This is a genomic window from Mucilaginibacter glaciei (genome assembly GCF_014773245.1).
Classification (GTDB): Bacteria; Bacteroidota; Bacteroidia; order Sphingobacteriales; family Sphingobacteriaceae; genus Mucilaginibacter; species Mucilaginibacter glaciei.
The window spans coordinates 274,999-301,120 of sequence record NZ_JACWMX010000006.1 but is presented as its reverse complement, the minus strand read 5'-3'; the positions used below and the strand labels follow the sequence as shown (position 1 = coordinate 301,120).

The 26,122-nt window shown below is 41.6% G+C and carries 30 protein-coding genes, 3 tRNA genes and 1 pseudogene; 10 read left to right on the top strand and 24 right to left on the bottom strand.

The window, feature by feature from the left end; all coding sequences use genetic code 11:
- Positions 1–9 precede the first annotated feature (9 nt).
- Positions 10–369: a hypothetical protein gene (locus IDJ76_RS16095; RefSeq protein WP_191164380.1), complete on the top strand. Its 360-nt coding sequence runs from the start codon at positions 10–12 to the stop codon at positions 367–369.
- Positions 370–498: 129 nt separating this feature from the next.
- On the opposite strand, the gene IDJ76_RS16090 is transcribed toward IDJ76_RS16095, so the two are convergent.
- Positions 499–1,662, bottom strand: coding sequence for a S41 family peptidase (locus tag IDJ76_RS16090; RefSeq protein ID WP_191164378.1), 1,164 nt, complete (start codon positions 1,660–1,662; stop codon positions 499–501).
- Between IDJ76_RS16090 and IDJ76_RS16085 the strand changes: the two genes are divergently transcribed.
- The 6 genes and pseudogenes from IDJ76_RS16085 (at position 1,602) to IDJ76_RS16070 (ending at position 4,759) form a co-directional block, all read left to right on the top strand.
- Positions 1,602–2,339 carry a hypothetical protein gene (locus tag IDJ76_RS16085; RefSeq protein WP_191164376.1) on the top strand — a complete coding sequence of 246 codons (738 nt, stop codon included), beginning with the start codon at positions 1,602–1,604 and terminating at the stop codon, positions 2,337–2,339. The genes IDJ76_RS16090 and IDJ76_RS16085 overlap by 61 nt on opposite strands.
- 15 nt (positions 2,340–2,354) lie before the next feature.
- Positions 2,355–2,798, top strand: a complete 444-nt coding sequence (locus tag IDJ76_RS16080; protein WP_191164374.1) for a HEPN domain-containing protein — start codon at positions 2,355–2,357, stop codon at positions 2,796–2,798.
- A 352-nt stretch (positions 2,799–3,150) separates the two neighbouring features.
- On the top strand, positions 3,151–3,291 hold the full coding sequence (locus tag IDJ76_RS16075; RefSeq protein WP_191164372.1) for a hypothetical protein: 141 nt from the start codon (positions 3,151–3,153) through the stop codon (positions 3,289–3,291).
- A gap of 16 nt (positions 3,292–3,307) precedes the next feature.
- The gene (locus tag IDJ76_RS20855; protein ID WP_224746359.1) at positions 3,308–3,445 is read left to right on the top strand and encodes a recombinase family protein; all 138 of its coding nucleotides are present in this window, start codon (positions 3,308–3,310) and stop codon (positions 3,443–3,445) included.
- Positions 3,446–3,463: 18 nt separating this feature from the next.
- Positions 3,464–3,754: pseudogene (locus IDJ76_RS21025) on the top strand (recombinase family protein); the annotation flags it as partial.
- The gene (locus IDJ76_RS16070) at positions 3,737–4,759 is read left to right on the top strand and encodes a recombinase family protein (RefSeq protein ID WP_317173973.1); all 1,023 of its coding nucleotides are present in this window, start codon (positions 3,737–3,739) and stop codon (positions 4,757–4,759) included. The pseudogene IDJ76_RS21025 and the gene IDJ76_RS16070, both read left to right, overlap by 18 nt.
- A 70-nt stretch (positions 4,760–4,829) precedes the next feature.
- Here the strand turns inward: IDJ76_RS16070 and IDJ76_RS16065 are convergent.
- The 3 genes from IDJ76_RS16065 to IDJ76_RS16055 all read right to left on the bottom strand — a co-directional run bounded on the left by IDJ76_RS16065 (position 4,830) and on the right by IDJ76_RS16055 (position 6,471).
- A tRNA-Lys gene (locus IDJ76_RS16065) sits at positions 4,830–4,902 on the bottom strand.
- A 130-nt stretch (positions 4,903–5,032) separates the two neighbouring features.
- Positions 5,033–6,040, bottom strand: a complete 1,008-nt coding sequence (locus IDJ76_RS16060) for a WD40/YVTN/BNR-like repeat-containing protein (RefSeq protein ID WP_191164370.1) — start codon at positions 6,038–6,040, stop codon at positions 5,033–5,035.
- Entirely contained in the window at positions 6,037–6,471 is a 435-nt protein-coding gene (locus IDJ76_RS16055; protein WP_191164368.1) for a DUF2147 domain-containing protein, read from the bottom strand. The genes IDJ76_RS16060 and IDJ76_RS16055 overlap by 4 nt, the downstream gene beginning before the upstream one ends.
- A 117-nt stretch (positions 6,472–6,588) precedes the next feature.
- On the opposite strand from IDJ76_RS16055, the gene IDJ76_RS16050 reads away from it, so the two are divergent.
- Positions 6,589–6,672: transfer RNA gene (locus IDJ76_RS16050), tRNA-Leu, on the top strand.
- Positions 6,673–6,763: 91 nt separating this feature from the next.
- Positions 6,764–6,847: transfer RNA gene (locus IDJ76_RS16045), tRNA-Leu, on the top strand.
- A gap of 13 nt (positions 6,848–6,860) precedes the next feature.
- On the opposite strand, the gene IDJ76_RS16040 is transcribed toward IDJ76_RS16045, so the two are convergent.
- The 12 genes from IDJ76_RS16040 to IDJ76_RS15985 form a co-directional block, all read right to left on the bottom strand.
- Entirely contained in the window at positions 6,861–7,310 is a 450-nt protein-coding gene (locus tag IDJ76_RS16040) for a hypothetical protein (RefSeq protein WP_191164365.1), read from the bottom strand.
- A complete protein-coding gene (locus tag IDJ76_RS16035; RefSeq protein WP_191164363.1) occupies positions 7,307–7,555 on the bottom strand; it encodes a hypothetical protein in 249 nt (82 codons plus the stop codon). Before IDJ76_RS16035 ends, IDJ76_RS16040 begins: the two co-directional genes overlap by 4 nt.
- A gap of 5 nt (positions 7,556–7,560) precedes the next feature.
- The gene (locus tag IDJ76_RS16030; protein ID WP_224746358.1) at positions 7,561–8,055 is read right to left on the bottom strand and encodes a lysozyme; all 495 of its coding nucleotides are present in this window, start codon (positions 8,053–8,055) and stop codon (positions 7,561–7,563) included.
- On the bottom strand, positions 8,015–8,257 hold the full coding sequence (locus IDJ76_RS16025) for a hypothetical protein (RefSeq protein ID WP_191164361.1): 243 nt from the start codon (positions 8,255–8,257) through the stop codon (positions 8,015–8,017). Before IDJ76_RS16025 ends, IDJ76_RS16030 begins: the two co-directional genes overlap by 41 nt.
- Positions 8,258–8,264: 7 nt before the next feature.
- Positions 8,265–8,624 (bottom strand): hypothetical protein, encoded by a 360-nt coding sequence (locus IDJ76_RS16020; RefSeq protein WP_191164359.1) that lies wholly within the window; start codon positions 8,622–8,624, stop codon positions 8,265–8,267.
- Between the two features lie 28 nt (positions 8,625–8,652).
- Positions 8,653–12,606 carry a beta strand repeat-containing protein gene (locus IDJ76_RS16015; protein ID WP_191164357.1) on the bottom strand — a complete coding sequence of 1,318 codons (3,954 nt, stop codon included), beginning with the start codon at positions 12,604–12,606 and terminating at the stop codon, positions 8,653–8,655.
- Positions 12,603–13,511 carry a hypothetical protein gene (locus IDJ76_RS16010; protein WP_191164355.1) on the bottom strand — a complete coding sequence of 303 codons (909 nt, stop codon included), beginning with the start codon at positions 13,509–13,511 and terminating at the stop codon, positions 12,603–12,605. The genes IDJ76_RS16015 and IDJ76_RS16010 overlap by 4 nt, the downstream gene beginning before the upstream one ends.
- Positions 13,511–14,125, bottom strand: a complete 615-nt coding sequence (locus IDJ76_RS16005; protein WP_191164353.1) for a DUF6712 family protein — start codon at positions 14,123–14,125, stop codon at positions 13,511–13,513. The genes IDJ76_RS16010 and IDJ76_RS16005 overlap by 1 nt, the downstream gene beginning before the upstream one ends.
- 92 nt (positions 14,126–14,217) lie before the next feature.
- Positions 14,218–15,492: a hypothetical protein gene (locus IDJ76_RS16000; protein ID WP_191164351.1), complete on the bottom strand. Its 1,275-nt coding sequence runs from the start codon at positions 15,490–15,492 to the stop codon at positions 14,218–14,220.
- A 12-nt stretch (positions 15,493–15,504) separates the two neighbouring features.
- The gene (locus IDJ76_RS15995) at positions 15,505–15,753 is read right to left on the bottom strand and encodes a hypothetical protein (RefSeq protein ID WP_191164349.1); all 249 of its coding nucleotides are present in this window, start codon (positions 15,751–15,753) and stop codon (positions 15,505–15,507) included.
- An 87-nt stretch (positions 15,754–15,840) separates the two neighbouring features.
- Entirely contained in the window at positions 15,841–16,425 is a 585-nt protein-coding gene (locus IDJ76_RS15990; protein ID WP_191164348.1) for a hypothetical protein, read from the bottom strand.
- A 96-nt stretch (positions 16,426–16,521) separates the two neighbouring features.
- Positions 16,522–17,730, bottom strand: a complete 1,209-nt coding sequence (locus IDJ76_RS15985; RefSeq protein ID WP_191164347.1) for a hypothetical protein — start codon at positions 17,728–17,730, stop codon at positions 16,522–16,524.
- A 108-nt stretch (positions 17,731–17,838) separates the two neighbouring features.
- Here IDJ76_RS15985 and IDJ76_RS15980 point away from each other — a divergent pair, with 108 nt between their 5' ends.
- Positions 17,839–18,564: a hypothetical protein gene (locus tag IDJ76_RS15980; protein WP_191164346.1), complete on the top strand. Its 726-nt coding sequence runs from the start codon at positions 17,839–17,841 to the stop codon at positions 18,562–18,564.
- Between the two features lie 46 nt (positions 18,565–18,610).
- On the opposite strand, the gene IDJ76_RS15975 is transcribed toward IDJ76_RS15980, so the two are convergent.
- The 8 genes from IDJ76_RS15975 to IDJ76_RS15940 form a co-directional block, all read right to left on the bottom strand.
- Positions 18,611–19,792: a head maturation protease, ClpP-related gene (locus tag IDJ76_RS15975; protein ID WP_191164345.1), complete on the bottom strand. Its 1,182-nt coding sequence runs from the start codon at positions 19,790–19,792 to the stop codon at positions 18,611–18,613.
- A 600-nt stretch (positions 19,793–20,392) separates the two neighbouring features.
- Positions 20,393–20,824, bottom strand: coding sequence for a DUF6169 family protein (locus tag IDJ76_RS15970; RefSeq protein ID WP_191164344.1), 432 nt, complete (start codon positions 20,822–20,824; stop codon positions 20,393–20,395).
- A gap of 105 nt (positions 20,825–20,929) precedes the next feature.
- Positions 20,930–21,070: a hypothetical protein gene (locus IDJ76_RS15965; RefSeq protein WP_191164343.1), complete on the bottom strand. Its 141-nt coding sequence runs from the start codon at positions 21,068–21,070 to the stop codon at positions 20,930–20,932.
- A gap of 376 nt (positions 21,071–21,446) precedes the next feature.
- Complete coding sequence (locus tag IDJ76_RS15960; protein WP_191164342.1) at positions 21,447–21,677, bottom strand: hypothetical protein; 231 nt, start codon at positions 21,675–21,677, stop codon at positions 21,447–21,449.
- Between the two features lie 80 nt (positions 21,678–21,757).
- Positions 21,758–24,118, bottom strand: coding sequence for a hypothetical protein (locus tag IDJ76_RS15955; protein WP_191164341.1), 2,361 nt, complete (start codon positions 24,116–24,118; stop codon positions 21,758–21,760).
- 80 nt (positions 24,119–24,198) lie between these two features.
- Entirely contained in the window at positions 24,199–24,771 is a 573-nt protein-coding gene (locus IDJ76_RS15950; RefSeq protein WP_191164340.1) for a hypothetical protein, read from the bottom strand.
- Positions 24,772–24,793: 22 nt separating this feature from the next.
- Complete coding sequence (locus IDJ76_RS15945) at positions 24,794–25,507, bottom strand: hypothetical protein (RefSeq protein ID WP_191164339.1); 714 nt, start codon at positions 25,505–25,507, stop codon at positions 24,794–24,796.
- Positions 25,508–25,513: 6 nt separating this feature from the next.
- Complete coding sequence (locus IDJ76_RS15940) at positions 25,514–26,101, bottom strand: hypothetical protein (RefSeq protein WP_191164338.1); 588 nt, start codon at positions 26,099–26,101, stop codon at positions 25,514–25,516.
- Positions 26,102–26,122: the final 21 nt, after the last annotated feature.

The window sequence follows — 26,122 nt, the reverse complement described above, 5'->3', positions numbered from 1 at the left end:
ATATAGACTATGAGCAAGACAGAGACAGCAAGGCAATTAGCCTTGCAAACCATCGCACAAAAGCAAAGTACGGAGCATATACAACAGGTACAGGAAAGCCAGGAGAAGAACAATCCACAAGTGGACGAAGAGCGGGCGTTACTGATTCAAACGCTAGAACAGATGCAGCTCAACGCGACAGCCAATACGAAATTCCTCAGGGAAATGACAGCCAGCCAGCAACAGGCCCTACAAAGGATAACGGCCTTGGAGAACAAAGCGAACAATCAGCAGGCAGTTACAAGGAGATGGAGGAATATAGTTCTATTGACACTGACGGCAATAGTTATGCTGATACTGATTTACAAAGTTATCCCGGTATTGAGATAGCGGATGATATAGATGATGAGGCTATTCATGGCAGGAACAGGCACAAGCAACGAAAAGCAAGGACAAATAAACGGTGAACAAATGTGCAACCCAAATCGACTAATTCGCGATTTGCGAATGGTTTATAGATTAGTAGTTTTGTCGAACCAGTTTATCAATATCCATCATTTGTGATTCTGTAAGGGCGACATCCGGTCTAAGATTATTGTCACTAATTTTACCAGCCGGTCTGATATGTTCTTTTACCCCAAAACGAACAAATATCTGTGTGTGTGGCAAATTAGTATAATACATTTCACCGAATCCGTTAGGATGTCCGTTGACAGGAGTCTGGCCAATTAATTTAGCTATATGATTATCCCTGATCAATGTTGCAAAGGATAGTGCGCTCGAAAAAGTTGCTGGGCCTATGACAATTATCACCTTACCTGAAAACGTATTTGGCACAATCTCCGGATTTACTTGTTCAGATGGGTAGCGTAATACTTTTCCCACAGGTTCAGCTGCGTAGCTTGGATTTTCTATACCCCAAGACTTCAACAGTTGCAAATATTCGTCACTTCTTTTCCAATTGGTTTGATAATCCATATATGGTTTGCCATATATATAACTTATAAGATAGTCGCCGACAGATGAATTGCCACCTTCATTATGGCTTATGTCAATCACCAACTTATTCACTCCATCTTGTTTGATCTGCCTGAAAATACCGTCAATCTTATGTTTGATAGAATCTAAGCTATATTTACCTTTCGGCTTTACGTCAAAAGAACATGCATTAATGTAACCGGCGTCATTATGTCGTGTATAGGAAAATCGTTCTTCACAATCTGCCTTATTAGCTTTAATCGCTAAATAATTATCCCATTCTTTTAGTGTTATCCCGGTAATATTGAACGATTTTCCATTGTTAGTTTTTAGTAAAAAGGTTGTTTTTAATTTGGATGCCCAAGGATATAAATAACCAAACTGCCGGAGTGCCGTTGCCGTGCGTTGCTCGGGAAATCCGGTTGTTGCTAACGCACATTTTTGCACCAGTTCTTTACGAGATATTCCGTTGATACTAAGAAGTGTTTGCCCTTTAATACTGTTGTATTTGCTATCTAAACATACATCAATTGCATAGTTCCCGGCTACCTGTTTCAGTGTAAAAGGCAAGTAGCCCGTCAGGCCTGCTCTATTTTCACAAGCTGACCATAAGCCTGGTCGAAGCCGTACACCTGTTAAAGGATATGAAAGGGAAGCCTGACGTATCGGTAACGGACGAAACGCTTTCGTTTGAACAAAGAGCATGGAGTTATTATCCCCTGTCACTCACTAAAGAGCAGCAGCTTAACCCTTACCTATTTTTAGAAGCCTTCTTTGGTAAGTATAACCTGCCGCAATATAGGGAACACTTGTATGACTGGCTGGAGTATGGCCTTTCGGTTAAACCCGCCGGGGAGTTTATGGAAGCGGAAGATCTGCTTACCGTAAATGAAAACCTGCAAAAACTATTTGATGCCGCTTGGTTCATTTTCCAAAGAACTTCAGCAAAGCCTTCACTAAGAAATGATGTTAAGGAAGAAAAAGTGCTTTTTTCGCTGTCTGCTAACCTGTCTTCGGCAGAAAGGGAGGCAATCCCTGTTTCGATGTACCAGCTTGACAGTGGTTTGCAGGGAAAGCAAAGTGCGTTGATCAGCAGCATTGTATCGATCATCATTCATAAAATCAATTCGGTAAAAGCAATTGTCTATTTGGGTGCTGCACCTCTTAATAAACTTTATCTGCTCGTGCTGACCGATAACGAGGAACAGCGGCAGTCACAGGGACTGGCAGGGATGATAGAAGACAGTTGCAGGGAAACAGCCAACGTAGTCGCTTTGGTACATCATTCCTCCGCGCTGTTTACCGGCTTAAAGCGTGGCAACCGGTTTATGAATACTGCGCTTACCCGTTCGCCCGCATATTTATCAGGAGATTTGTTATGACCGTCTGCCTTGCCTTTGACGGATCTTATAAATGACAACTCACTAAACCAATGGGAACACTGGTATAAGCTGGCAACGGACTTTTGGAATGGTGCTCAGTTTCATTTAAAGCAGGAAGCGGATAACGCTGCGTTATTCTGCCTTCTTCAAAGTGCGGAATGTGTCCTTATTACTTTAGTACGTGCGGTATTAAATTATGATATCAATAACCACAACCTGTCACGGCTGCTGGCCATTATTGAAATGTTTACAACCGATATCACCGCCGTGTTCGGTTTGGACTACCACCTTTACCGATCCCTTTTTGGTGTGCTTAAACACGCTTATGTCAACGTAAGGTATAAAGATGGGTATAAGGCCAATCATAGCGACGTAGTGATGTTGTCGGGCAATGGAAAAGCTTTGTTAGGTGCAGCGAAAAGGGTTTATGAGCGGCACAAGCTGACAAGTGTTCTTTAACCTTCTTCGGGAATTGCAGCTGCGGCAAGCGGCTCATTACATCACGCGTATGCACGCTACATTCATTACGCCGCCAGCCTCGCTGAAAAGCAGGAATAACTTGTACCTCGTTACACCTGCGGAAAAGAAACAAATAGCTGGCTGAAAAAAAATCAATTCCTATAACTCTGTCTTATAAATTATTAGTTTAACTGATAACAAAATCAATACTAATTACTAATTGTTGCTTTTTAGTGCAGATATAATAAAGACCAACCCGGCCCGAAGCCGTCAGCTTATTGTTCGGTAGTACCGAAATGCTTGTCATAAGGTTTCTCCCAAATCCTTCATCATTGCTTCTTAATCGGAAACAATGGAAACTGGAACAAAGGAAAAGCGGAAAATAAACTCGGCCGATGCAGTAGCGATCCTCAAAAAATCAGGGGTCGAAATAGATGAAAAAAAAGCGCGAGAAGTCTTGGATTTGATGTATTTTTTTGCTAAATTAATGTAAATCAGAACTTTAAGACATGAAAACAGCAGATTTATATATACGTGTAAGCACCGATGAACAAGCCGACAAAGGTTACTCACAGCGTAACCAGGAAGAGGTATTAGTAAAATACTGCGAGATCAATAAGATAACGGTACGGAAGATCATTTTTTAGGATCATTCGGCAAAAACGTTCATTCGCCCCGAATGGACAAAGCTGCTCGGCTTCCTACGCCAGCAGAAAAATAAGACAGACCTGGTGTTGTTCACCAAATGGGATCGTTTCAGCCGTAACGCGCCTGATGCTTACCAGATGATCGCTACCTTAAAAAAACTGGGAGTAGAACCACAAGCCATCGAGCAGCCGCTTGATATGGAAGTTCCTGAAAATAAGATGATGCTGGCGATCTATCTAACAGCACCGGAGATTGAGAACGACAGGCGGGCTTTAAACGTGTTCTACGGGATGCGCAGGGCAAGGAAGGAAGGCAGATACATGGCGACTGCACCAGTAGGCTATAAGAACAGAACATTAGATGGCGGAAGGAAAACTATCGTACCCTATGAGCCGGTAGCATCCGTCCTGCAATGGGCGTTTGACGAATTGAGCATAGGCCAAAATACAGTGGTGGAAATCTATAGACAGGCAAAGGCAAAAGGGCTTCCATGCAGCAAGAACAATTTCTGGCATGCTTTGCGAAACCCGGTTTACATCGGGAAGATCGTTATCCCTAAACTAAAAGAGGAAGAAAGCTATATGGTGGACGGCCAGCATGAGCCGCTGATCAAGCCAAGCGTTTTTTACGAGGTACAGGATGTGCTGGAAGGACGTAAAAGAAGACTGAAGACCAAGATCGTAACGCAGGATATGTTAGCTTTAAAAGGCTTTATAAACTGCCCGAAGTGCGGTAAGGTGCTTACTGGCAGTGCGTCAAAAGGAAGAACCGCCCATTACCATTATTATCACTGCAACTCAACCTGCGGGTATAGGACACGGGCAGAAGAAGCTAACAGCATATTTGAGGAACATTTGAAAGACTATGTATTAAGTCCAGATGCCGCTGCGCTGTTTAAATCGGTTATACTGGACGTTTATAAAAACGAGCATCAAACTACCGGGAACAGCAGGAAGCAGTTTATAGACCGTATAACCGCGTTAAATAACAAAGTAACCAAGGCAAGGGAACTGTTATTGAATGATGATATAGATGCCGCTGATTTCCGTGCGGTGAAAGTGGAAGCGGATCGGGAGATCATAACACTCGAAAGTAAGATCAGCGAGTTGAGAACTAACAACATGAGCGTAAGCGAGGTGGAGAAAACGCTGGATTCCGCAATGGCGAAGCTTACTTCTATTGATGCATTGTATTGTAAATCTGATCATTACGGAAAACGGAAACTGATTGGTTCGATATACCCCGAAAAATTCACATTTGAGGATTTGAAAGTTCGAACCGCGAAGACAGGGGATATATTTAGTTTTATTTAACTGATAAACAAGGAATTACAGAACAAAAAAAATGGGACAACGACCAGAAATTCTGTGTTGTCCCATAGAGTGATCCCGCTGGGATTCGAACCCAGGACCCCAACATTAAAAGTGTTATGCTCTACCAGCTGAGCTACGGAATCAACTTTTTAACTTTTCGCTGCTGCTAGCGTTTCCGTTTAAAGTGGTGCAAATATAGGATTTTCAGATATTCCCTGCAAGCCCTTTCCGAATTTATTTTAAAGTATAAAATAAGGTGTTCATTGTCAGTAACTAAAGTTTAAAAATTCCTATTCTTCCTCTATCTCCAGCAAACAAAATGAGGTTACCACGTTTCGCTTTACGGCAAACATTGTAACTTGTTACATCAATTTTACGCCAAGTTTTACCTCCATCTGAAGTTATGTTACTGCCCGGTGTACCTGTTGCGATAAAAATATCATCATTTAAATATTCAACACATGATTGAAAACCAGCAGGTTGCTGTATGGCAAGAGCCGGTTTACTATTGATGCTGTAGGTTGCAACAGAGTCTATCCTATTATCTTTTGAATAATCGCCGCCTACAATAATTGTTTTTTTATTCCCATAAGCGATAGAGAATGCTCCCTGACTACCTTTACCATGTAAAATGGGGATGTTTACTGCAACCGGATTGTTTTTAACATTTTTATCCAAAGTTACTAAGCGGGCGTTACTACCACCGGTAACTAACGAGAAAGTATTTTTGGTTCTCCTAAAACAAGTGCCACTGGCGGCAAACGCCGCTTCATCGGGCAGTGCAAGGGGTTGGGTTTTGGCAAGTGCCCATGTATCACCAGCATCAAAAGTCTCCAGAATTAGAAATTTATTATTTATTGGATCGCCCAAAACCGCCCCGTGCTTTGTGCCATTAAATTCAAGTGCATCTAAAAAGTATGCTTTGTCGTTATTTTGATAACAAAGCTTCCAATTTATCCCGCCGTCAATGGTTTTTAAAATGAGTGCCGGTGTGCCGGAACTGACGATGACAGCCTCTTTGTCAGAAAAAGCTTCAATATCCCTAAAGTCGGCTTTTTCGAAACCTTTAACCACCGGCCAGTTCCAAGTCTTTCCTGCGTCTATTGTAACACCAACGGTACCTTTACTGCCGCTTACCCAAGCTATGTTATTATCTACAACAGATAACCCTCTTAGGCTACTCGTAGCGCTCTGATTAACAAGTGTTATAGTTTGCGCTGTTAAAACCCTGGGGAGCAATAAAGATATTATACACAAACAAATGAGGTAACTTACTTTCATTTTATCCGGCTAAAGTTCTCTGTTCTACCCAGTAATGAGATACCCATATATCCGCGAACTTTAAGTATATCCCCTTTTAAAGTCATTTTGCAACTATACGTTTTGCCGCTTTGAGGGTCATATATAGTGCCGCCTTCATAAACATTGTCGCCATCGTAAACAAAATCTTTCAGGATTTCCAGGTTTAATTTAGGCCGAGATCTCAGTGTGGGATCAGGATTAAACTTATCCAGTTTAGGTTTGCCATCCTCATCAGGCACTTTCATCCAAACCAATTTGCCAAAAAACTTGCTGCCTTTTTTATAAATCTGTATCTGCCCTTCGCTGGTAGGACTTAGCCATTTTCCTAAAATAGCATCAGCGTTTTGGGCAGATACAGTTAACGTACAAACGGCCATAAATAAGATGGCTAAACATGCTTTTTTGATCATAAAATTGTAATTGGTATATCGAAGTTACCTTTTACAAGGCGTTTTACAAAGCCGTTGCATATTTTTTCATTTATTTTAATAGCATAGGATAAAAAATTATATTTGCAGCCTCATAATGCCCGGATGGCGAAATTGGTAAACGTTGCGGTCTCAGAAGCCGTTGAGAATTGTCTCTTGAGAGTTCGAGTCTCTCTTCGGGCACATCCACAAAAATGAGCGTCTTAAATTAGAAGTTCTAAATAAGCATATCTTATTTAAGGTTTTTAATTTAAGACGTTCTGCTTATATGAGAGCCCAGGTGGCGAAATTGGTAGACGCACCATCTTGAGGGGGTGGCATTCGTAAGGATGTGGCGGTTCGAATCCGCTCCTGGGCACTACCTTAACTTATCAGGCCTTTTTATATCGCTGCTGATAGTACCACTCAACAATGCAAACTCCGTCGCTCCAAGACAGCTTACTGTCTGACGCTAATTGAGCTATCAATACAGATAGGTTGTGCAAATAGCTACTTTTAATACTGCTATCCAAATTTTGTAAAGTTTGTATTGCGCATTTCGTTATCTGCTGTGCATCTCTAAATTGTCCACAATCGTCAGCCAGTTTTAAATTTATTAGGATAGTCGGTAACTCTTTTCTCAGTGCTTGTTTAATTGTGTCATCAATATTGCCAGGGATGATCGCTGTCAAAGCATCTGCCAGCGGCGAATCGACAAACAATTTTACACTTTCTGTTACAGTAACACCAATATGCACTGCTGTCTTAATAGATGACGGAAAACTGTCAAATAGCGATTTGATATTGAGCCAGAAGCGTTTTAGAAAAGATATTATACTCATATTTTTTTAATTTTTATGTGTTCAACTTCGCGCTGTAAAAGTGCCACCTGGCCTTCTAAAACTCTCAGGCGGATTTCGTTCACTCTGTTTTGTGCTTCTTGTTGCATACGCACATCGCGGAGATCGCTTTTAAGTTCGAAATAAGTGGTCATTATAGAAATAACGATACTTGCTGTGCTGATAATGGTAACCACAATATTCTTTATAGTGATACCCTTTAACTCACGATGTTCAAAAGTGGTCATGATGATTAAATTGGTTTTAAAAAAAGTTCACGTTCTTGCTTACGCCGGGCAGATAGTGTTTTAGAAATCATCTTTTTGCCGGTACTTGGTTCTGTTATTTTATCCCATAACAAAAACTGATATGCAGCGCCTTCATAATCTGCTGCATTCAACTTGCGGAGCAGGGTTGATTTTTTCAAAGCGCCGGTACCAACATTATAGGCGAATGAAACAAGGGCGTCAAACTGGTTTTGATTTAAGGGCACTTTAACAAGGTTTTCAACAGCATTCATATACCCTGTCAAAGTGTCGGTAAGTAAGGCAAGTGCCTGAGCTTCGTTGGCAAGGTAATCCCCGCGCCTGATAGTTTTGCCGTAGCGGTATCGGGTAGATCCATAGCCAATAGTCCAAATACCCGCAGTATCTTGATACGCTTTTAGTCTTAGCCCTTCGAAGTTTTTGATTACAGCAATACCATTGTCACTTAGTGTTGTCATTCGATATGTTTTTATAGGGTTCATATTGCTTAACCGCAAATTGGGCTATGGCCGCGATTGTTCCACCGATTGAGGCGATTATGGTTATAATATGGCTGGGAATTAATTGGTTTTCTGCCAGAGAGATAGACAATACGACTAAACTTGCTCCGAATACCTGGGCTTTTTTAAAAAATGAAGGAGTGTCATTTGTTATACGCTCCCAAACGGTATACTTTTTTTCCATGATTAAATTATTTAGGGGGTTTAGAACTTTCTTTTTTAGCAACTTCAAAAGCTTCGTAGTCCTTTTGAATGGCGTTCTGCTGTATTTCGGTAATCGCTTTCCTTACCGCAATAGCCAATTGCTCCAGGCGAGTAATTTGTTCGCCAGACAATTTGGGACTTGTCTTGACCTGCGCCCAGTCGTCGGCCGAAAGGGTGATGGCGTAAATGGCTTCGGCGTTTAGTGTGAGTGGAATCTGATAAACCTTTTGCGGATCGACTGTAAACTCTTGCTTTTGAACGTCCATTGAGTCCGCTTTCGGTTTTTTCTGGGCCATTGCGGAATAGCTTGTGCCCGCCAGGGCGATTAATAAAATTGCTTTTTTCATGATTGTATAATTAAAGTTTAAAGATTATTTATGGCTGAACAGGAGCTGCTATAGCCAACCAGGTACTTGCCGCGTACTTGAGATACACCATACCCCCAGCTGTGATATTTCCGCAGATTACCCGGAAACCCAGCGCGGCCGATGGGTATGTGCTGTTTAGATTTGCAGAACTTAAGGCGGTGGTAGTTGAATTAAAGGCCGTGAGGTCGATCGTTTCATACCTGCCGGACGCATTCCTTACCAATGTGCTATAGCTGCCCGATGTGTAAGCATTAGCAACATTCTGTAGAATAGGGCCATTGCTGATCATGGAACTGCCGAAATACGCATTCCCGCCATTTACCCACAGTGCGTAAGCGCCGTTGGTTGTGGTTAATGTACCACCAGCAGCATTTGATAAAACAGGTGCGCCAGCTATGTATAAAGTTGCTGTAGTGCCTATCGTTTGGTTATTATTAGCAGTCAGCGTAGCTATTCCCAAGCTGTTTACTGCGGCAAACGCAGAAGTAGTGGTAGCTGCAAAACTATTTAAAGTGATATTATCTTGTCTACTTGCCAAACCCAATGTGCTAAAAGCACTACCACTTGAATAAGCTGTATTTGACATCTGGAATAAAGCTTGTGGACTCGCAGTTGAACCGATATTAATACGTCCAGTTGTAGAAAAACTACCTACATTATTCAGTACGGCAACAGCACCAGCCGATGATTGCCATTGTTGTATATTACCAGTTGCGCCTGCATTTGACAGATTTACTATTAATGCAGGATTGGCATCGGCCTGATTTCTTGATATAACAGCTCCTGTAGTTGGTAAGATCAAATACGCATTATTGGTTGTAGCCGTATTGGAAAACCCATTAAGATAAAAAGTGCCATTAGTATTGATGCCCGCAACGCCTGTTCCGTTTTGCTGCCACTGTTGGATAAATGAACTGCCCGATACGTTATTTACAATCAAAGGAATATTACCATCTGCAACATTTCTGGATATAACCGTCCCGGTTGCTGTCGTTGAAACTGATGAGAAGTTAGCATTTGATGAATTCTCGAACGATATGCCCTTCAATGTTTTAGTTAGCGTTTTTGTACCGGTAATAGTTTCATCAATGGCTTTATGAACGATGGTGCCGAGCATGGCAGTGGTGTCAGTTTTAGATAATTTCAACGGCATTTGCGAAGCTAAATTGAGCCTGCTCACAACGGCTCCCGCTGTATCTATCGCCGTATTTATTGCAGTTGCTCCGGTGTAATTACCACCTAAAAACCCATAACCCATTGTATGCGCGGCTAAGGTAACGTTCGATGTTAAAGGGAAGCCTGCCACTGTCCGGGCCGTGGGCACATATCCGGTTAGTGCAGATGTTACCGCGCTTGTAGATGGGTAATCCGTTGAGGAGTTAGTAAGCGTAGTCTTTTTGTTAGACAATATTTCGTAACGGCCATCAAAGGCTGTGAGATTAGCATCAAACACATTACCCGATAAGCTCAAAAAGCTACCGTTTGTATAGGTACCTGCCCCGCTAATCTGTCCAAAATAAATCGGGTCGGTGCCGATTACTGGCGCTGATCTGCCGATGTAAGTCCATTGCGTGTTTTTGTTGGCCGTGCCAACAGTAACGAGTACGGTGGCCTGCTCTAACTCCGCGCTTTCATCAGCATCCGAAACACGCGTCCATGCACCGGTAGCTACCAGGTAAATACCGTTTTGGGCCGGCGCTGTCTGGCTTCCTACCAATACCCGGTTACCTGCAACTAAGGCTATACCATCAACTGTCTGTGTACCCGATAGCGTTATATTTCCGGTAGTTTTTACGCGCACAGCGTTCTTCCAGGTAATGCCGGTTAACAAATTATCAATATAGCCTTTAGGAGCTGCTGATAAAGCATTGGTTGGGGTGATTGAAGGTAGTATTAAGTCTCCTGTAAGTGTACCGCCTGTAGTTAATAAATAACTTCCCGCTGATTGATAACGCGCATCATTAGACGCTAAACTATAAACAGGTGAGCTATTTATAAAGATACTACCGTTTGTATAAATATTTCTTCCGTCTATATTAAAGTCGCCCCCTGAAAGGCGCATCTCGCCGTTTAAATTAACAGTTCCAGTAAGATTAATATTAGCACCTGTTTTATTTACGTCGAAATTACCACCACCGCTCGCTAAAAAATAACCGTCAACTCCAGTTTGTTTAAGATTAGTCGCTCCAGTTATAACATTAATCGCTGTGCCATTATTTCCGGTTATTTTCTGGGTTCCATTGAAACCATTATCTGCGTTTACCTTTGCGTAGTCCTCATCGCTTGCCGCCTGTAAATATCCAGAGCCATCTACAGATAGTATCTTGCCAACGTAAGCTGGGTTATCAAAATGAACTGTTGGCCCATTTGTAAAATTCACGTTACCGTTTAGAGAAGTATTCCCATCTATTAAAAAGTTACTTAATAAATGAGTAGGAACCCTAAAGATAATACCAGGATTGTCCGCATTCCCATTAAGGTCATTAAACGATGCAATTTCGTTACCCGTAATTGCTCCGGCAATCTTAAGTCCATTACGACCGTAAGTAGTGATATTCATTGATACTGAGCCAGGTGCAATTTGTCCCCCCCACGGAGTTGATGGATTGCTTCCAACTTGCGTACTACTTCCTAAAACTAAAGCATTCCCTCCAAGATTTAAGTTATTTGTAGCACCACTATATGGAACAAGCGAAATAAAATCATCTGTTGTTGCTAGCGTAAAAGCACCAACTTTATTAGGGGTAGAGTAAGCCGAACTTCCAACTGAAAAACGCAAAGCAACGGGGTTTATACCATCGTCTGTATGCGATATATAAGCATCACGACCGGCGGTATAAATAGAAGAAAACCTAATTGCTGATTGCTGTTGTAATTGAAGATTTTTCTCAAAAAACGCAAAATCATTAAATTGAGCCTGCCCCAGAAACGTTGAATAGCTATTAAATGGGGTATTGAAACCATTATTAAATATTTGTAAGCCGTCAAATGTATTACCCCCACTCAATTTAGCATAGGCCATATTTAAACTATCAACATAGCCTTTATCTACTAAAGATAAATCAGTGAAGTTTGATCTGTAATTATCGGTGTAGTGTAAACCTTTACTATTTAATTGGTCTACAATAGATAAATCTGAACTAATGCCACTTTGTTGCCCCGTAGTTGGGCTTATTGTGTAAATACTAGTTGCGGAAGGAAAAACGCTAAGTCCTGAAATTGATGTGCTTGTATTTACTCCTAAGTCAATGAGCGGCAATTCGTCAGGGTCACCCGCGTTTCCCGCCGGGGCCCTTGCTTGAAATATAAAATTTCCTCTTGCATTTCCCCCCGATATTGTGAACACTTTATTTAATGCTTCAATAGTTGTATTTTGTGTTAAATTGCCACCCAATTGTATATCACTACCCACCTGCATCAAACCATTAGATGCCGTTACTGCTGTGCTATCAGTTTTAAACACGTTAACCCAATTTTCACTGCCAAAGCCTATGTTTTTTTGAATAACGTATGACCCGCCGCCCGCTACTTCACCGGCGCGGAATTTTGCTGTTGAGTTTCTGTAAGTAGTCAACCCTAAAAACGGCCCGTTATTAAAAGAACTGACCTTTAAGTTTCCCGCGCTTATATCTCCCGGTATTAATGAGCCTCCGTACGACGATAAACCTATTGTTCTTGCGCCTAGGTCCTGAAAAATATTGAGCCCGGTGAAAGAGTTCCCCCCTAATAAATTAGCTTTATTTGCTGAAATACTATCTACGTATTTCTTCACCCAGTTTCTTCGTGCAAAGTTTACCCAGTTTCCATTGCTGTAGGCGAAGAAAGAAGTATCGCCTGCCGTGATCTTTTTATACCAGGTAAAATTTGGACTAATTGCTGTAGGCGCATTCGGTGGGATATCTTGTGCCCGTAAGCCCACGGCATAAAGCATAAGTATTAATGTGTATAAAAGCTTTTTCATATTAAAGTGAGGTTTGAGTATTTTATAATTATCTGCCCATCAGGATACTCGGGAAAGTCAAAACTGATTGCTGTTTGGATTGGTATTCCCGAAGCTCTATTCACAAATCGTTTAGCAGATATATCCGGTCGATCCTGAAGGTTACCATCTTCGTCTGAAATCTGCACCAGGAATTCCCCATTGCCATAATTTTGAAAAAAAACAGATTGCCAGTTATTTATTACTATTGGATTGGCTGAGCTTGCGGTAAATTCAAAAACATAAGGTTCGGAAGGTGTAAAAAACATACTTATTCCATTACCCCAAGAATCCGCTATTTTAGGCCCAAAAAAGGTATAGGTATTAGTATTGATATAAAAATCTCCATTTAGTCCTAACTCGTTTGATGGGTTTAGGAGACCACTTAAAATTGTTTTGCCGTTTATCCCTGGCAGGCCAGTATCGCCTTTTAAACCCATTGGGCCTTGAGGGCCGGTTTGCATCGAAAAAACCTGTGTCCAGCTTCCGCTACTTTTTAGGTAGAAAATCCCCTCAAGCGTATCGATGTAACTATCTGCATTTTTGCCTGTCGCTATTAAGGGAGGCCCTAATCCAAAAAGCAATGTGCCGTCACCGGAACCCGTCTGCGGTAGCGTGTAGACCACTGTCCATATCCCGGATGTTTTTTGAGCGAACTGACCGGTACTTGTTTTAAGGAATACATCACCATTTTTACCGGTGTTGTTTTGTGGTAATATCGCCCCGAAAGTAATAGCCGCGCCCGATGTTAAGTTACTTGTTAAGTATTGTAGCAGCAGGCTGATGGAAAACTGGTAATCGACACCGTTATTTACCAGAACAGATATATCGTTAGCGTTTAAACCGGATGATACAGGTAATTCGCTTATTTTTTTATCTGTGGCCATTAGATTAAATAATCAGTTAGAAATTGGTTAAGATCAAAATTGTCTGCTGGGTAGTTGAGATCTGAAATATCAACACTGCGGATACGCGGCCCTGCTTGCCTGGCGCTTTTGTTTCTGCGATTGTAATGCCATACCGGGAATTGTTCATGATGGTCCAGCAGAAACCGCTCTACCTCGTTTGCATAGGCGTTAGCTGTGCTTCGCTGTTGTTGCACCAGCTTTACAATGTCTTTCATCGGTACAGCATCGGCATTGTCATAGCGTTTGGTTACGGGGCCGGTAGCTGTATAATGCACAGCATCAGCTTCAATAAACCGGGCGAATGCAAAATAGGATAGCACCGGTAACAAGCCCTGGTGTAATACAATATGCCCTTGCTCGTCCAGGTATTCGCTGCCGTTTAGCAAATCTTTATAGTGCTGGGGGGCGTCATCTTTTAAAGTACCATCGATATCAAGCTGTTTGATCAGGTCGTAAAACAAAATGTAGCCTAAAAACGGCTTTAAATCCAACTCTTGCGCTTTTTGAATGAATACTTTTATCCGTTCTGGCTTTACGTTAGCAGCAATATCTTCGTAGCGTTGCAGGGTGGCCAGGGTTATTAAATTTAACATAGCGATGCCCTCCAACCTCCGCCAGCCGGCGGAGAAATTTTTAATTTCTTCATGTTTTTTTGTTTAGATGTTTTTATCGCCGGCTGGCGTGTTTAGGCACACATTGCTTCTGCCTCGGCCTGTTTAAAGCCGTAAGCGTAAACCAATGCGGCAATTTTATTGGGGGTCGGGAGGGTTGATTGCAGCAATTGATTAATTGCTGCCCCCGCTTTTATCCCCGCTACCTCATCAGCAATATTTGCGGGGATGGGGGTGATAGACCAATTGCCGGTTTGATTGATATCGGTATGGTAGTGACAGAATAAACCTGCCAGTGCTTCGCTAAGCTCCACCCTGTCGGGGGCGGTATTATCGTTTAATTCGGATATCGCCTGCTTTTTCTCACTGCCATTGCTTAAACCGGATGTTTTTTCGGCGTTGATCAATTCTTTGGGTACAGAGAATCCCTTAATGATCCTCGCTTCAACGGACCGTTCTGTACTTTCGAAAAGCTTATCGTTGTTCTGAATAGCATATGGCTGAAACTCCGGTTTAGCACTTTCGTCCTCATACTCTATCACTATTATTTTTTGAGCGCTTTTGGCCCCTTGGAAAATGCCCAGGTCTTTCTCTAACTGCGACGGTGCGTCTACACCATGGGCAATATTTGAGCTATTGTCGGCCTCTTTGCGGCGCGATTGCATAAACAACATGGTTGATGGAAGAAAGCCTGTAGTCACCTCACGGTTATTAAAGATCTTTATACCAGCCTCAGTTTCAAAATCTTCCCAAACCGAATCGGCTTCAATTAACGGATAATCATTTATCTCCGGGTTGAAATATAATAGTTGCCCTTTATATTTCTCCCATCCACCGGCGGCTTCTACCTGTTGTTTGATCACAAGCTCGTTTGGATTGTACTTATCCATAAAGGTAATTTTGCTGCGCATGATGTTTTTCCATGTCTTGCGGCCCCAATCGCTGTAGATGGCAAACTTGTCTGAGGTTTCGGTATTGTCGGTATCGCCTATGCGCACATCCTCAAACTTTACATAATTAACCGAGGCTATCTTGAAGTTGGCGTTGTAGTTTACATGAATAGCGAATCCACTGAACAGCGCTTTATCTTTGGCAATAGCTTTCAGTAGTTTGGCTACGGTTAAACCTTTATCGTTAACGATCTGCTTACCTAAAGCGGCTTCTTCAAAACCATTACCGCCAATAAATTTGGTGCGCTTGTTCCAGCAATCTTTGGCTGTGGGCGATTGTGCCACCAGCTCCAGCATACGTTGAGGATAGGCGTTATCCATATCGTAATTTAGGATGCCGAAGGTTTGGTTAGGCCTTACCAATATACGCCGTTCTATTTGTGGTAAATAGGTCTTCATTTAATTAGTGAATTATTGATTTAGTGAGTTAGCGGTTGGTTTTGAGATTCGCTTTCGTTTGACTTTTGGCCTGCTGCTTTTTATGTCTCCTTGACTTTCGGACTTCCCGCCTTCCGTACTAATAACAAATAGTGATACGATATGCGGGTATTGCTTAAGATACCATTTGGCTTCCTCATCTGTTAAATTGTCGTTAACATGCACCGCTGTCGAACCCGGGGCGAACTGATGCTTGCCGGGTTTTAAGTTGTATTTTTTCATTTTTTAGTCATTAGGTCATTGCTTCGCAGTCATTGGTTCATTAACCATCTTAAAATGACTCAATGACCTAATGACTAATAATTTGAACTACGCTACCAATGCTTCCAGCGCGGCAATAGTGCTCGCGTAGGTCGCTGTGCCGCTTTGTGGTGCGATAGAAACCGCACGTGGCGGGTAGGGTTCTTTCAATTTATCAGGGTTGGTTAACTTGATTTTGTACCCGCCATCCAAAGTTTCGTCTGCGGCATTACGTTCTGCTTCGGTTACGATCAACCCGTTTACCGCGCCAAATAATTCGATTGCCGAGTCGCTGTCTTTGTAATTGTTTACCGTAATTGCCTTAACACGGCCGTAGCCCATGGCCATCAATTGCGCCTTAACATCAACAGAGAGGCCGGCAATGTTAAAGTCTATCTCTTCGGTATAACGCGGGCCCACCTGGGTTTTGGCCAGCTTGCTCGTGGTATTGAAGCTGTTATTGGTGCCCTCGAATTTGTAAACCTTAGCTGCGCTTACCGCAGTAAGACCTGTAACGATCAATGGGTTGGCCACATCGTAAGTGAGGGTGATATCATCCTGATTAAAAATGTAGACCACATCTTCGATGCCCGATGTAACGGGCCCGGCCGTACCCAGGCTAAAGCCCGCGTTTATTTTATTGTAAATTGACATAATTTAATTATTGAATTATTGATTTGGTGAATTGTAGGAGTTGTGATTGAGTTGATTAATCGTTAATTCACTCAATCACTAACTCGCTAATTGCCCTTAGGCGCTCAGGTAAAACAGCTCGTTAGCAAACTTGTAGTTTACGGCGGCTTTCATGCGGGCTTTCATCCGTACTACGTTATCGTTTGTGTAAGGCTTCATATAAACGGTAGATAGTTCTGAAGCATCGCCCAGCAGATCAACACCCAGGAAAAGGTTTGATGAACGAGCGCCCAAAATGGTATTGGCCTGCCAGTGGTTCATGAGTTGTAGCGGCACACCCAGGTAATCCATCTTCTTCGGATCAGTAAAGGCGTTTAATACATTAACTGCTTTATCAGCTTGTGCCTGTGCGTAGGCATAGCCAACGTGAAGCGGGATCTGCAAGTTAAAATCTTCCTGGCTGCGGTCGGCAGGATCAAGCTGGGCGTAAATTCCGGTTAACACATCCAGCACATTACTGCTGTTAATGTAACTTACAGTAGCAGCGGTTGAAGAGCCGCTGAACGTAGCCGGCCTGCGGGTGTTTACTTCGTTGTAATTACGCACTAGTTTAAAGGTAGTGGCACTTGCTACCTGGATAAAGTACGATTGTCCCTGCACATCGATACCTGCGCCGCCGTTTGTTGTATCTTTACTGGTACCGGTTACGGCAGTTATAGTTACTACATCGCCATCTTTGAGTGTAGAGGTAGAGCTAACGGTTACCTGCCCCGTGCCGCTTATGGCTGAAGCTGCCATCGACGTATTCGCTCTACCCAAACCTACTTTATAAACGCCGCTTGCAGCGGCTATAGTTGGCAATAAACCGGTGAACGGAGCGGTAAAAGCCGCCTCTTTAGTAGCGCCTTTGCCCAGCCAGTACAAACGCTCGTTAGCAATCTGTATCTTGGTGAGGTAGCGTTGAACCATAAAATCACTCAGGTCAACTACACCTTCGTAATCCTGGAAAGCACCGGGCTTTAACTGCTGGGTTTCCCATGATTGTACCAGCTTGTCCCATTGTTCCTGTTTCATGAATTCATACACTACAGGGTCAAGGTAGCTTTCATGTTGGGCGGCTGTGGTGCCCTGGTCTGTAAACAGGCCGCTTGGGTCTTGCAGTACCACATCGTCGTCTACATCAAGGATCACCTTGCGTGCTTTAACGTCGTTAATAACAGTTAGCAGTCCACGCTTTACGGAGTCGGCCTCCAGCAGCGTGCTTGCCATGAAACCCGCCAGCGCTTCACCGGCATAGGTGTTGTTTGTAAATGTAAATTGAGCCATTTCTTTTTTTTGTTGATTTAGTTAGATGGTTTATTAAGCAGTAGGAATTGGTTAAGTGCAGGTTACTTGTTATCCGATGTTTTATATATTTGAGTATTAGTTACAGCTATGGAGCATTCAAAATATAACCCCGATGAAATTCTGCAGATACTGAATGATTTTTATCATTGTCAGGCGGTTTTTGATCCAGAAGTTTATCCGGGCGAAGATTTGACCTTCCAGACCACTATTAAGGAGTGGAAAGAGACTTGCGATTTGGTAAATTATAAAAGCTTAGCTAAGTGTTATCATGACACATTTCAGCTTCCGACATGTTTAGAGGAGTTGGAAGAGATCTTGTCGACAAAGACAACTTCGCTGCTGGGATTTTGCCGTTATATAGCTGACTACGCAACAAAGCAAAACGTATCGCCCATAGTAATGATGGGGCAGCCTTGCATATCTGCTGCAATTTTCAAAACACTCATCAGTAACTTAAAAGACCGCGGTGTCGATATTCAACATATCAGTCCAAGCTCTAAATTCCCGCCACTTTTTTATAAACACGGTGCTATAATTTTAGAGGAAGTAAGCAAGTTGGCACCTGGTTCCTTAACAAAATTTGAGTTTGAGGATAATCGAATCAGTAAAGCGGGTAGTGTTTTTCTTCTTTTTTTCCTGCTTGCTATCATCATCGTGCCAGTATTCTGGCATTTTCATTGGCTGTTATTCGTTCCTCTTTTTGCGGGCATTACCTTATTGACCATTGGCAGCAAGTTTAGCCCTGCCAAACAAATTATCGGTGGTTATGATACTGTTAGAGATCTGATAAAAGGGATGCAGGCGTTCATGTAACTCTTATCAATGTTAGTTTATTCTGCTGTAGTTATTAATTTCTTTTTTATTTCCCCACCGCCTTCTTTACAGCATTTTGTGCCAGGGCACTTTGTGGGGCAAAAAAGGGTTGGGTTTCTGTTTTTGCCTTGCTGCTGCGTTTAGATCCTTCCGGGGTGAAGTCGCTTTTTATTTCGTTCTTTACCTCCTCCCGGGTTTTAGTGAGGCGGGTATTGGCTTCTTCTAAAGCGGCTTTAGCCTCAGCCAATAAAGCGTTTTGTGCATGTAGGCGGGCCTTAAATTGTTTGATATCGTTTTGTACATCGGCGGGTTTACGGGTCTTTTTAAATTTGTCGGCAGGCATCTCTTCTTCTTCGTCTTCATCGACAATCTCTGCCGGCGATACCTTTTGTACTTTACCTTTTTCGATAGCCAATTGCTCGCCGTCGGCTGTGGTATAGGTGTCTGTAATGGCAGGGGTGGTCATGTCCTCGTCCTGGTAAACTTCGGTGCCTTCGCAAAGATCGCCGCTGTGGTGCAGGGAACCTTTGTCTGTAACGGTTTGCTTGTTGACCACTTTCTTAAAAAAGTTCATAATCTTGTCTAAAACGGAGGTGGTGCGCTCCATTAGTTCTCGGTTGTCCATGTTCATAGTTGTTTTTTGGGTTAAGATCTTATTGATGCAACGCTGATAAACAGCTGGGGCGGTATCAGTGTATTTTTTGATGAGCGCGCTGTTAATGATGGTTTCGGCGTAATCTTCAATGGCATCTATAAAGCCCAGGTTAAGCGCCTGGTCGGCTGTCATCCAGGTAACGGAATTGATTAAACTGTTAACCGTAACGCTGTCCAGTCCGCTTTTGTCCATATAGATCTGCGCCAGTCGTGATTGCACTACATTCAGCATCTGCACATCTTTTAAAAGCTCATCGGCATTGCCGCCGCTGCCTATCATTGGTTTGTGAATCATGAGCAACGCATATTTGCTCATCACTATTTTGCTGCCTGCCATGGCTACGATTGATGCTGCCGAAGCTGCCAGTGCGTCGATATAAGTGGTTACGTTGCCGGGGTACTTCTTCAGCAGGTCATAAATGGCGATGGCATCGAAGGCACTGCCGCCTACCGAACTGATGTGCACTTCCAGATCTGCGCCGGCAGCGATCTGCAACTGGGTTTGGATGTAGGCCGACGATAAACTGCCCGTTCCGATGCAATCCGTTTCGGTATCATATAGATATATCTTCATTTTTTAATTAGTGAGTTATTAATTTAGTGAATGCGCTGGTTTAGTTGACTGAACCTTGATTTTTAGGATTTTCGATTGCTTGATTTAAAAATCGTGAAATCCTTTAATCATTATAATCAAGGTTCAAAAGATTGGTTTTGAATGCCGATTGGCATAATTCAAAGGTCGGAACAATTTATTTTGGTTGTGGTGACAGTAATTTGTCAGTAACTTGTAATTGTCATCCCGAACTTGTTTCGGGATCTCTAAAGATGAGCATTTGTGCAACATATAAACCTTAATGAGAGGTGTTGAAACAAGTTCAGCATGACCTTTCAATTGGAACTATACAAATATCAGCACTATCACTCCGACTTATGGTGACAGTAGTTTGTCAGTACCGTGATGTTGTCTGAATCAGGATTATCAGAATTCTTAAATTATCAGGATAAAAATTTTGATAATCTTTTAATCCTGTAAATTCTGATTCAGACGATCTAACTGTACAAATATCGGTGCTATTCTTTTTAGTGATGGTGACAGTAGTTTGTCAGTATGATTGTCATCCAAAATCACCTGAAATCTTTTAAAGAAAACTATCTATCAGTAGAGACAAGTTGATTACTCCTTGGGAGCGATTAAATTAATTGAAAAATCGTTAAACTCTGTTTTTATTTCTTCGATTAATGGATTTTCATTTAATGTTAGAAAACCTAAATACATTTCCTTTTTATTATCCGTGTCGTCGCCTATTACAACTTCTATTGAATGTTTTACTATTGTGTTAGCTTTAACTATGGTATCAGACCATTTATTAAATAATTTATTTCTACACGCTTGTTTTCCGTCGTTTGCATCACAATGATACAAAAGAACTGTTTCAATTCCTTGCTCTTGTAAAAAGTCTAAACAAATTTTATAAATTGTACTGGCTACTAATTCGTCATTTTTGTTTTTTGAGTCAGCATTGAATTTCTTTTTATGAAACCCAAAGGCATAACCTTTTTGTAGCAATAAAGGATAATTGTTTACATAGCCAGTGTATTCATCCATGTTGAAGTATACAGTATAACCAAGATTATGGTCAGTAGTAAATACATAGTAAATACTGCCATCCTGTTCCTCGGCTTCAAAGTAAGAGTAGTATTGATCAGGCAATTATTTGCTTTTTTTTGCCTTGTTGAATAAAGGAAGGTTATCGATTTTTTTGAAAGTTTCGGCTTTCTTCCTATTCAAGTCATCAAAAAAAGCAATAGCCTTTAGATTATTCGGCGATATTACAATTTTTTTAATTTCCATTTTCGATAGTTTTTATATGATTACATACAAACATAAATATTTGTTTCATAATAAAAAATTATTAGAAACGAGACCAATTGTGAGTGTAAAGTTGAAAAGCTTAACACTTTTTCACTTTTGTAGACTTTCATCTTGTCAATTGGCAATAGAAGCAGTTATAATCGTTCTAAACAAGTTGTGATGCATTTATAATATAATTATATGTATAAAATATATCATCGCTACAATCTCTTATAATAGCTATTTTTGATATTATTTGGAATAATTATAAATTGTATTTTAAATGTAAAATAAATAATTACCCTTTTATTTAACGATTTAATTATACCATTCATATACGTATTATAAAATGCACCCCGCACCACAATCCCGCACCTCAAACAGTGAAGCAATTCAGCGCCCGCCAGATGGTGCGCTCGTCCTTACCGAACTTTACTTCGGCCTCCAGCACGGCCTGGTGCTTGGTGATGGCGCGGGTTTGTACCTGGGCATTCACCCACAGGTAGATCTCGCGATAGGTAAATACTTTGGCAGTGATAAAACCGGCCTTGTACATGGCCGAGAATACCCCGTCGTCGAACAGGGTGTTGGCAAGTTGGATATTCATAAGATAAGTAAAAAGTAAAACGTGAGATATCAAAAGTCAACGCAAGGGTGTCCCGGTTTTAATTTGACTTTAAATTTGAATTAAAGATTCACCCTGTTAACCGTTTGGGCCAGGATGTTTTGCTGGTTGTTAACGTCCTTCACATCCACATAAATAGGGGGGAAGTTGTTGATCATTTGATAGGCCAGCGTGTTGGCCAGTTCTTTGGCATCATTAACCGGTTGGTTATAATAACGGTTGGCATTGCCGCCATCTGTATAGATGCCGCCTATGGCATAGCCGCGGCCGGTGTTAGATACCGAGAAATCGCGCCCGCCGTGGGCCACGTTGATGGCGCTTACCAGGTTACGCGCCCAGGGGTTGCGCATGGCCTCAGACACTACTACGGCCTCGCCGCTGCGCAGATAGGCGTTGGTATTATCGGTACGGCTATAGCCTGGTAGTAGGGTACCGCGACCATCAGATACGAAGTGCCCGCCTTTGGCAAATGCCGGTGGTTTCTGCGCCAGGATGGTAGCCACTTGCAGCGCGGTAGAAGCGATGATACCGGGGATAACAAAGGGTGCGATTACGCCCGTTTGCGCCGTTACCTTGGTTACCGCCAGCGCGCCGTTAACTATCGCCTGTAACAACGATGCCCGCTGCTCGGATTTAAAAGCCTTGAGTTTTTCTTCAGCTTCCTTTTTCTTGTACTTATCTTCAATAGCTTTACGCTGGGTGGCTGTAAGGCTGGTGTTACTCAGCTCGCCGACCTTTTGGGTTTCCAGCCCCTTTAGCTTGGCATCACTTGTCGACTTGATGTTGTTGCCGATGATGGAAAAGGCCTTATCGGCAACCTGTTGGGCGGAGTTCAGGGCAAATTCCTTACGTTGCTGCTCGTGTTGGTTAGCTACATCGGTAAGGGACTTTTGCTTGTCCAGTTCCAGCTGTTTTATCTTTTCGGTATTGCCGCCGGCGAGGGCAATTTCGTAATCGTATTTATCAGCTATCAACTTTTTCTCGGCATCCATTTGCTGACCGGGGAGGATGGCTTTGTTCAGGTCTTTTTCATCCTGCTCCATTTTACCTTTCTTTAATTGCACGTCCCGGTTATGCTGTTGTTCGATGATGTTTTTAAAGCGGGCCTCCATAGCAGCTTTAGCCTTTTCATTAGAGAGGTCTAAATTGTTGCCAATATTTTGATGATAGGTTTGCTGCAGCTGCTCGCTTTGCTTATTGTACTCCTCCTGGCTTACAAGTTTTTTTCTCAGTTGATCGTTCAGTAAAGCTAACTCTGTGTCATAAAGCTTTTTTTCTTCTCCAATTTTTTTAATAGCATAGCCCGAAGCCGCCTCAAGTACCTCCAGATGAGGTGGATGAACATCTTTAGGTGCTTTTGCTTTTAATATTTTCCTACTTGTGTTGACGGTTTTCTCTCCGGCATTTTTATAGGCTTCATGATATGCTTTTCCGGCATTGCCGCCTAACTCAACCATTTCATTTTTTAAATGATTGAAACCGTCTTTAATAGTAGTAGTAGTTTTATTGATTTCTTTACGGAGCGTTGATACCCCGGCAGAAATTTTTTCGGGGTTTAATGTAAATACGCCGCTAAGTATATCGCCCAATGCGCTAAAACTTTTGCTGAAAGTGTTTATAAGCCCTGTCCAGAATCGTTTAATGGTATCACCCGGGGAATACAGTGCATCTACAATCGATCTGCCCAGGCTTAAAAAGGCTCCGTTTATTTCATCTACAACAACTCCTACGGCTGCTAGTATGCCTTGAAATCGTTTAATCCCTATTTTATCTTTGGTAAAATATTCGGTAATCGATTCAAGCACCAAAACAAGCAACCCAAATCCGGTTGCTTTCAACGCCGAACCAACGCTTCGCAAACCTGTTTTAGCTACATCTAATCCGTCTTTCATCGCGTTAAAGCCTTTCGAAACAGAATCTAACACAGGTGCAAAATCACCCGCTCCGCTATACAGATCTTTATATGAATCTTCAACAGCCTCTATTGATTTCTTATGAAAATCGAAAACCTCCCTGCTTTTCTCAAGTTTTTTCCCCTGATCATCTACCGTTTTACCAAGCAGCGCAATTTGATTGTTTAATTTTGATGCACCTGTAACGTTATCGCCTTGTGAACTGGTAAGATCTACATATTGTGCTTTCAGCGACTCCAACAAGGCCTTGTTTTTTTCAAATGAACCTTTCGCCATGTCCAGCATCCTGGTGTTTTTATCAATCTGTTCGTTGTTGCTTTTCAAAGCGTTTTCAGCTTTTCTTAACTGCACGGAAATGTCTTGATAGGCCCTGGACGATTTTTCAGACGTTACTGCCATCTTGGATTGAGCTTGCATCAGCTTATCAAGCGTGTTAGTTAACTCAATGTTAGCGTCTTTTAAATTCTGTGTTTCCGATAAAACTCCGGATATACTTTTATCACTTTTCATATTATGTAATTTATGCTATTTGGCATATTTAAATAAAAAATATAAGCCCGAAACGGGCTTATTAAATTGTTTAGATTTTATTAAAAATCAGCTTTTTCTTTTTCTTTGCCCTGTTTAGTAGCCTTTTCTGTTAAATTACCCTCACTATAAATTAATACAACAGATCCGTCACTTTCAATTGTAGCAAATATTTTATTGTTTTCATTTGTCCATATCGTTTCATAATCTGCATTGCCAGTGGTTATGGCTTGTACCTCGAAACCATTTCCATCTTCGTATGGTTGCTTAAAAGTTTTGTGGCTTTTACCCTTTCCATAAACATCACTAATATCACTCACTAAACTGTTATAGTAATCTATTAGTTGAGGTTCTAACTCGGGTCTAAACACAAAATAAGCTCCATATGCCTTGTCATCTATAAACATTACAAAAAAGCTTTCAGCCTTTCTACTCCCTAATGAAATATTTGACGATGATAATAGAGTTGGCGAAGCGCCGGGGCTTATTTTACCACCCCTGTTTTTAAGTGCTGCTGTCACTTCAGCTACAGAACTTCCAAACTTTATGCCCAAAAAGGAATCTATCGGCTTTGTGGTTTGTGATTTAGCGTGAAAGGCAAAAAATAAAAAAGTGATAAGAAGGAGTTTTTTCATGTTTATAATTTAGTTGTATAGTTTACAATTGTTTAAGATTTAGAAGTTTTTCTGTTTTTAAAAGTGTGGTTGTATCAAACGTAATGTGCTTCGTTTTTTTAATAGCCTCAGATTCTTCTAATCTTACATCTGCAGCTTCTACGTAATAATAATCATTAGCTAAAACATAGCCTTTTGGGATAGTTATTTCATAGCCGCGATCAACAACGCGCTCATTAGGTATTAAGCCATACCATTTTACGTTTGTGCCACTTCCAACAAGCATCGTAAGGCTATCTTTTTCGGCAAAGGTGCCGATAAACGCTGATCCGTTTTTAAATAAATTTTCTTTTGTAATGACTATTTCGCTCATATCAAGCATCAGGTTACTTTTGTTATTTTTATCCAATTGCGCAATTATTTTTCTTTTCTTATCCACCGATAGCTTCATTTTTTTTACGTCAGCCTCTGTAATAGGTCTTATAAGACGGTTAAACCTAAACACAGCATCAGATGTATCTGTAACAAAATATTCGTCGGCGTAAAGTTTATCGTTTTTTTTTATCTTGTACCAGGAAAGATCAGCAGCCTTGTCATGCTGACGTATAAAATATATACCAGCTACAAATACCAGTAAAACAGTTAATGCCTTGGATGTACCATATTGGCGTACCCGCCTGTTCCAAATGCCTGTATGTTTTTCCCAATCAATTTCCAGAAGCTGATCCCTCAAGCTGCGCTCTCCAAATATTCCCATAGTTAATTAAAAGTCTGCGTTACTCTTTTTTTTATCTTGCTGAGACTTCAACGCCATTAAACTTTTGTCCTGGTAGGTTAGCATAATGGATAAATTATCGGTTATAATAACCATAACACTTCCAGGCTGTTGTTCATCTTCCAATCCCCAAAGCGTCTTAAAATCTGCTTTACCTGTCGATATAGCCGTTACTTCGTAACCATCACCATCCTCATACGGAGGCTTAAATTCTTTTGTAACAGTGCCCTCTCCATAAACCCCGGCAATATCTGCAACTAAATCATTGTAATAATCTAATGTTTTTGCCTCTAATTCAGCTTTGAAAATAAATCCGGCCTGGGCTGCTTTACCATTTGAAAAGGATACAAATGAATGAGTAGTTTTTCTGCCGCCTAATTTGATGTTGTCAAAAATTAAGAAATCTGCTTTGCTACTTGCTTTGATAAAAACAGCACCTTTAGCTTTTAAACCGGCGATAACCTGTGCTGGGGTACTGCCAAATTTAACACCTAAAAACGACGTGATGGGTTTTGTTGATTGTGATTTGGCCTGTAAAGCCGTACATAAAAACAGTACAAGTAAAAATTGCTTCATGATGGTATAGGTTTGCTAATA

What these genes read in the sequence shown, in the direction of transcription:
- IDJ76_RS16060 (WP_191164370.1), bottom strand. Translation starts at nt 6,040, where the DNA reads ATGAAAGTAAGTTACCTCATTTGTTTGTGTATAATATCTTTATTGCTC.
- IDJ76_RS16010 (WP_191164355.1), bottom strand. Translation starts at nt 13,511, where the DNA reads ATGGCCACAGATAAAAAAATAAGCGAATTACCTGTATCATCCGGTTTA.
- IDJ76_RS16020 (WP_191164359.1), bottom strand. Translation starts at nt 8,624, where the DNA reads ATGAAAAAAGCAATTTTATTAATCGCCCTGGCGGGCACAAGCTATTCC.
- IDJ76_RS20855 (WP_224746359.1), top strand. Translation starts at nt 3,308, where the DNA reads ATGAAAACAGCAGATTTATATATACGTGTAAGCACCGATGAACAAGCC.
- IDJ76_RS15955 (WP_191164341.1), bottom strand. Translation starts at nt 24,118, where the DNA reads ATGAAAAGTGATAAAAGTATATCCGGAGTTTTATCGGAAACACAGAAT.
- IDJ76_RS16030 (WP_224746358.1), bottom strand. Translation starts at nt 8,055, where the DNA reads ATGAACCCTATAAAAACATATCGAATGACAACACTAAGTGACAATGGT.
- IDJ76_RS15980 (WP_191164346.1), top strand. Translation starts at nt 17,839, where the DNA reads ATGGAGCATTCAAAATATAACCCCGATGAAATTCTGCAGATACTGAAT.
- IDJ76_RS15970 (WP_191164344.1), bottom strand. Translation starts at nt 20,824, where the DNA reads ATGGATGAATACACTGGCTATGTAAACAATTATCCTTTATTGCTACAA.
- IDJ76_RS15990 (WP_191164348.1), bottom strand. Translation starts at nt 16,425, where the DNA reads ATGTCAATTTACAATAAAATAAACGCGGGCTTTAGCCTGGGTACGGCC.
- IDJ76_RS15950 (WP_191164340.1), bottom strand. Translation starts at nt 24,771, where the DNA reads ATGAAAAAACTCCTTCTTATCACTTTTTTATTTTTTGCCTTTCACGCT.
- IDJ76_RS15975 (WP_191164345.1), bottom strand. Translation starts at nt 19,792, where the DNA reads ATGAAGATATATCTATATGATACCGAAACGGATTGCATCGGAACGGGC.
- IDJ76_RS16095 (WP_191164380.1), top strand. Translation starts at nt 10, where the DNA reads ATGAGCAAGACAGAGACAGCAAGGCAATTAGCCTTGCAAACCATCGCA.
- IDJ76_RS15940 (WP_191164338.1), bottom strand. Translation starts at nt 26,101, where the DNA reads ATGAAGCAATTTTTACTTGTACTGTTTTTATGTACGGCTTTACAGGCC.
- IDJ76_RS15995 (WP_191164349.1), bottom strand. Translation starts at nt 15,753, where the DNA reads ATGAAAAAATACAACTTAAAACCCGGCAAGCATCAGTTCGCCCCGGGT.
- IDJ76_RS16085 (WP_191164376.1), top strand. Translation starts at nt 1,602, where the DNA reads ATGAAAGGGAAGCCTGACGTATCGGTAACGGACGAAACGCTTTCGTTT.
- IDJ76_RS15965 (WP_191164343.1), bottom strand. Translation starts at nt 21,070, where the DNA reads ATGGAAATTAAAAAAATTGTAATATCGCCGAATAATCTAAAGGCTATT.
- IDJ76_RS16000 (WP_191164351.1), bottom strand. Translation starts at nt 15,492, where the DNA reads ATGAAGACCTATTTACCACAAATAGAACGGCGTATATTGGTAAGGCCT.
- IDJ76_RS16005 (WP_191164353.1), bottom strand. Translation starts at nt 14,125, where the DNA reads ATGTTAAATTTAATAACCCTGGCCACCCTGCAACGCTACGAAGATATT.
- IDJ76_RS16025 (WP_191164361.1), bottom strand. Translation starts at nt 8,257, where the DNA reads ATGGAAAAAAAGTATACCGTTTGGGAGCGTATAACAAATGACACTCCT.
- IDJ76_RS15960 (WP_191164342.1), bottom strand. Translation starts at nt 21,677, where the DNA reads ATGAATATCCAACTTGCCAACACCCTGTTCGACGACGGGGTATTCTCG.
- IDJ76_RS16055 (WP_191164368.1), bottom strand. Translation starts at nt 6,471, where the DNA reads ATGATCAAAAAAGCATGTTTAGCCATCTTATTTATGGCCGTTTGTACG.
- IDJ76_RS16040 (WP_191164365.1), bottom strand. Translation starts at nt 7,310, where the DNA reads ATGAGTATAATATCTTTTCTAAAACGCTTCTGGCTCAATATCAAATCG.
- IDJ76_RS16075 (WP_191164372.1), top strand. Translation starts at nt 3,151, where the DNA reads ATGGAAACTGGAACAAAGGAAAAGCGGAAAATAAACTCGGCCGATGCA.
- IDJ76_RS15945 (WP_191164339.1), bottom strand. Translation starts at nt 25,507, where the DNA reads ATGGGAATATTTGGAGAGCGCAGCTTGAGGGATCAGCTTCTGGAAATT.
- IDJ76_RS15985 (WP_191164347.1), bottom strand. Translation starts at nt 17,730, where the DNA reads ATGGCTCAATTTACATTTACAAACAACACCTATGCCGGTGAAGCGCTG.
- IDJ76_RS16015 (WP_191164357.1), bottom strand. Translation starts at nt 12,606, where the DNA reads ATGAAAAAGCTTTTATACACATTAATACTTATGCTTTATGCCGTGGGC.
- IDJ76_RS16035 (WP_191164363.1), bottom strand. Translation starts at nt 7,555, where the DNA reads ATGACCACTTTTGAACATCGTGAGTTAAAGGGTATCACTATAAAGAAT.
- IDJ76_RS16090 (WP_191164378.1), bottom strand. Translation starts at nt 1,662, where the DNA reads ATGCTCTTTGTTCAAACGAAAGCGTTTCGTCCGTTACCGATACGTCAG.
- IDJ76_RS16070 (WP_317173973.1), top strand. Translation starts at nt 3,737, where the DNA reads ATGCGCAGGGCAAGGAAGGAAGGCAGATACATGGCGACTGCACCAGTA.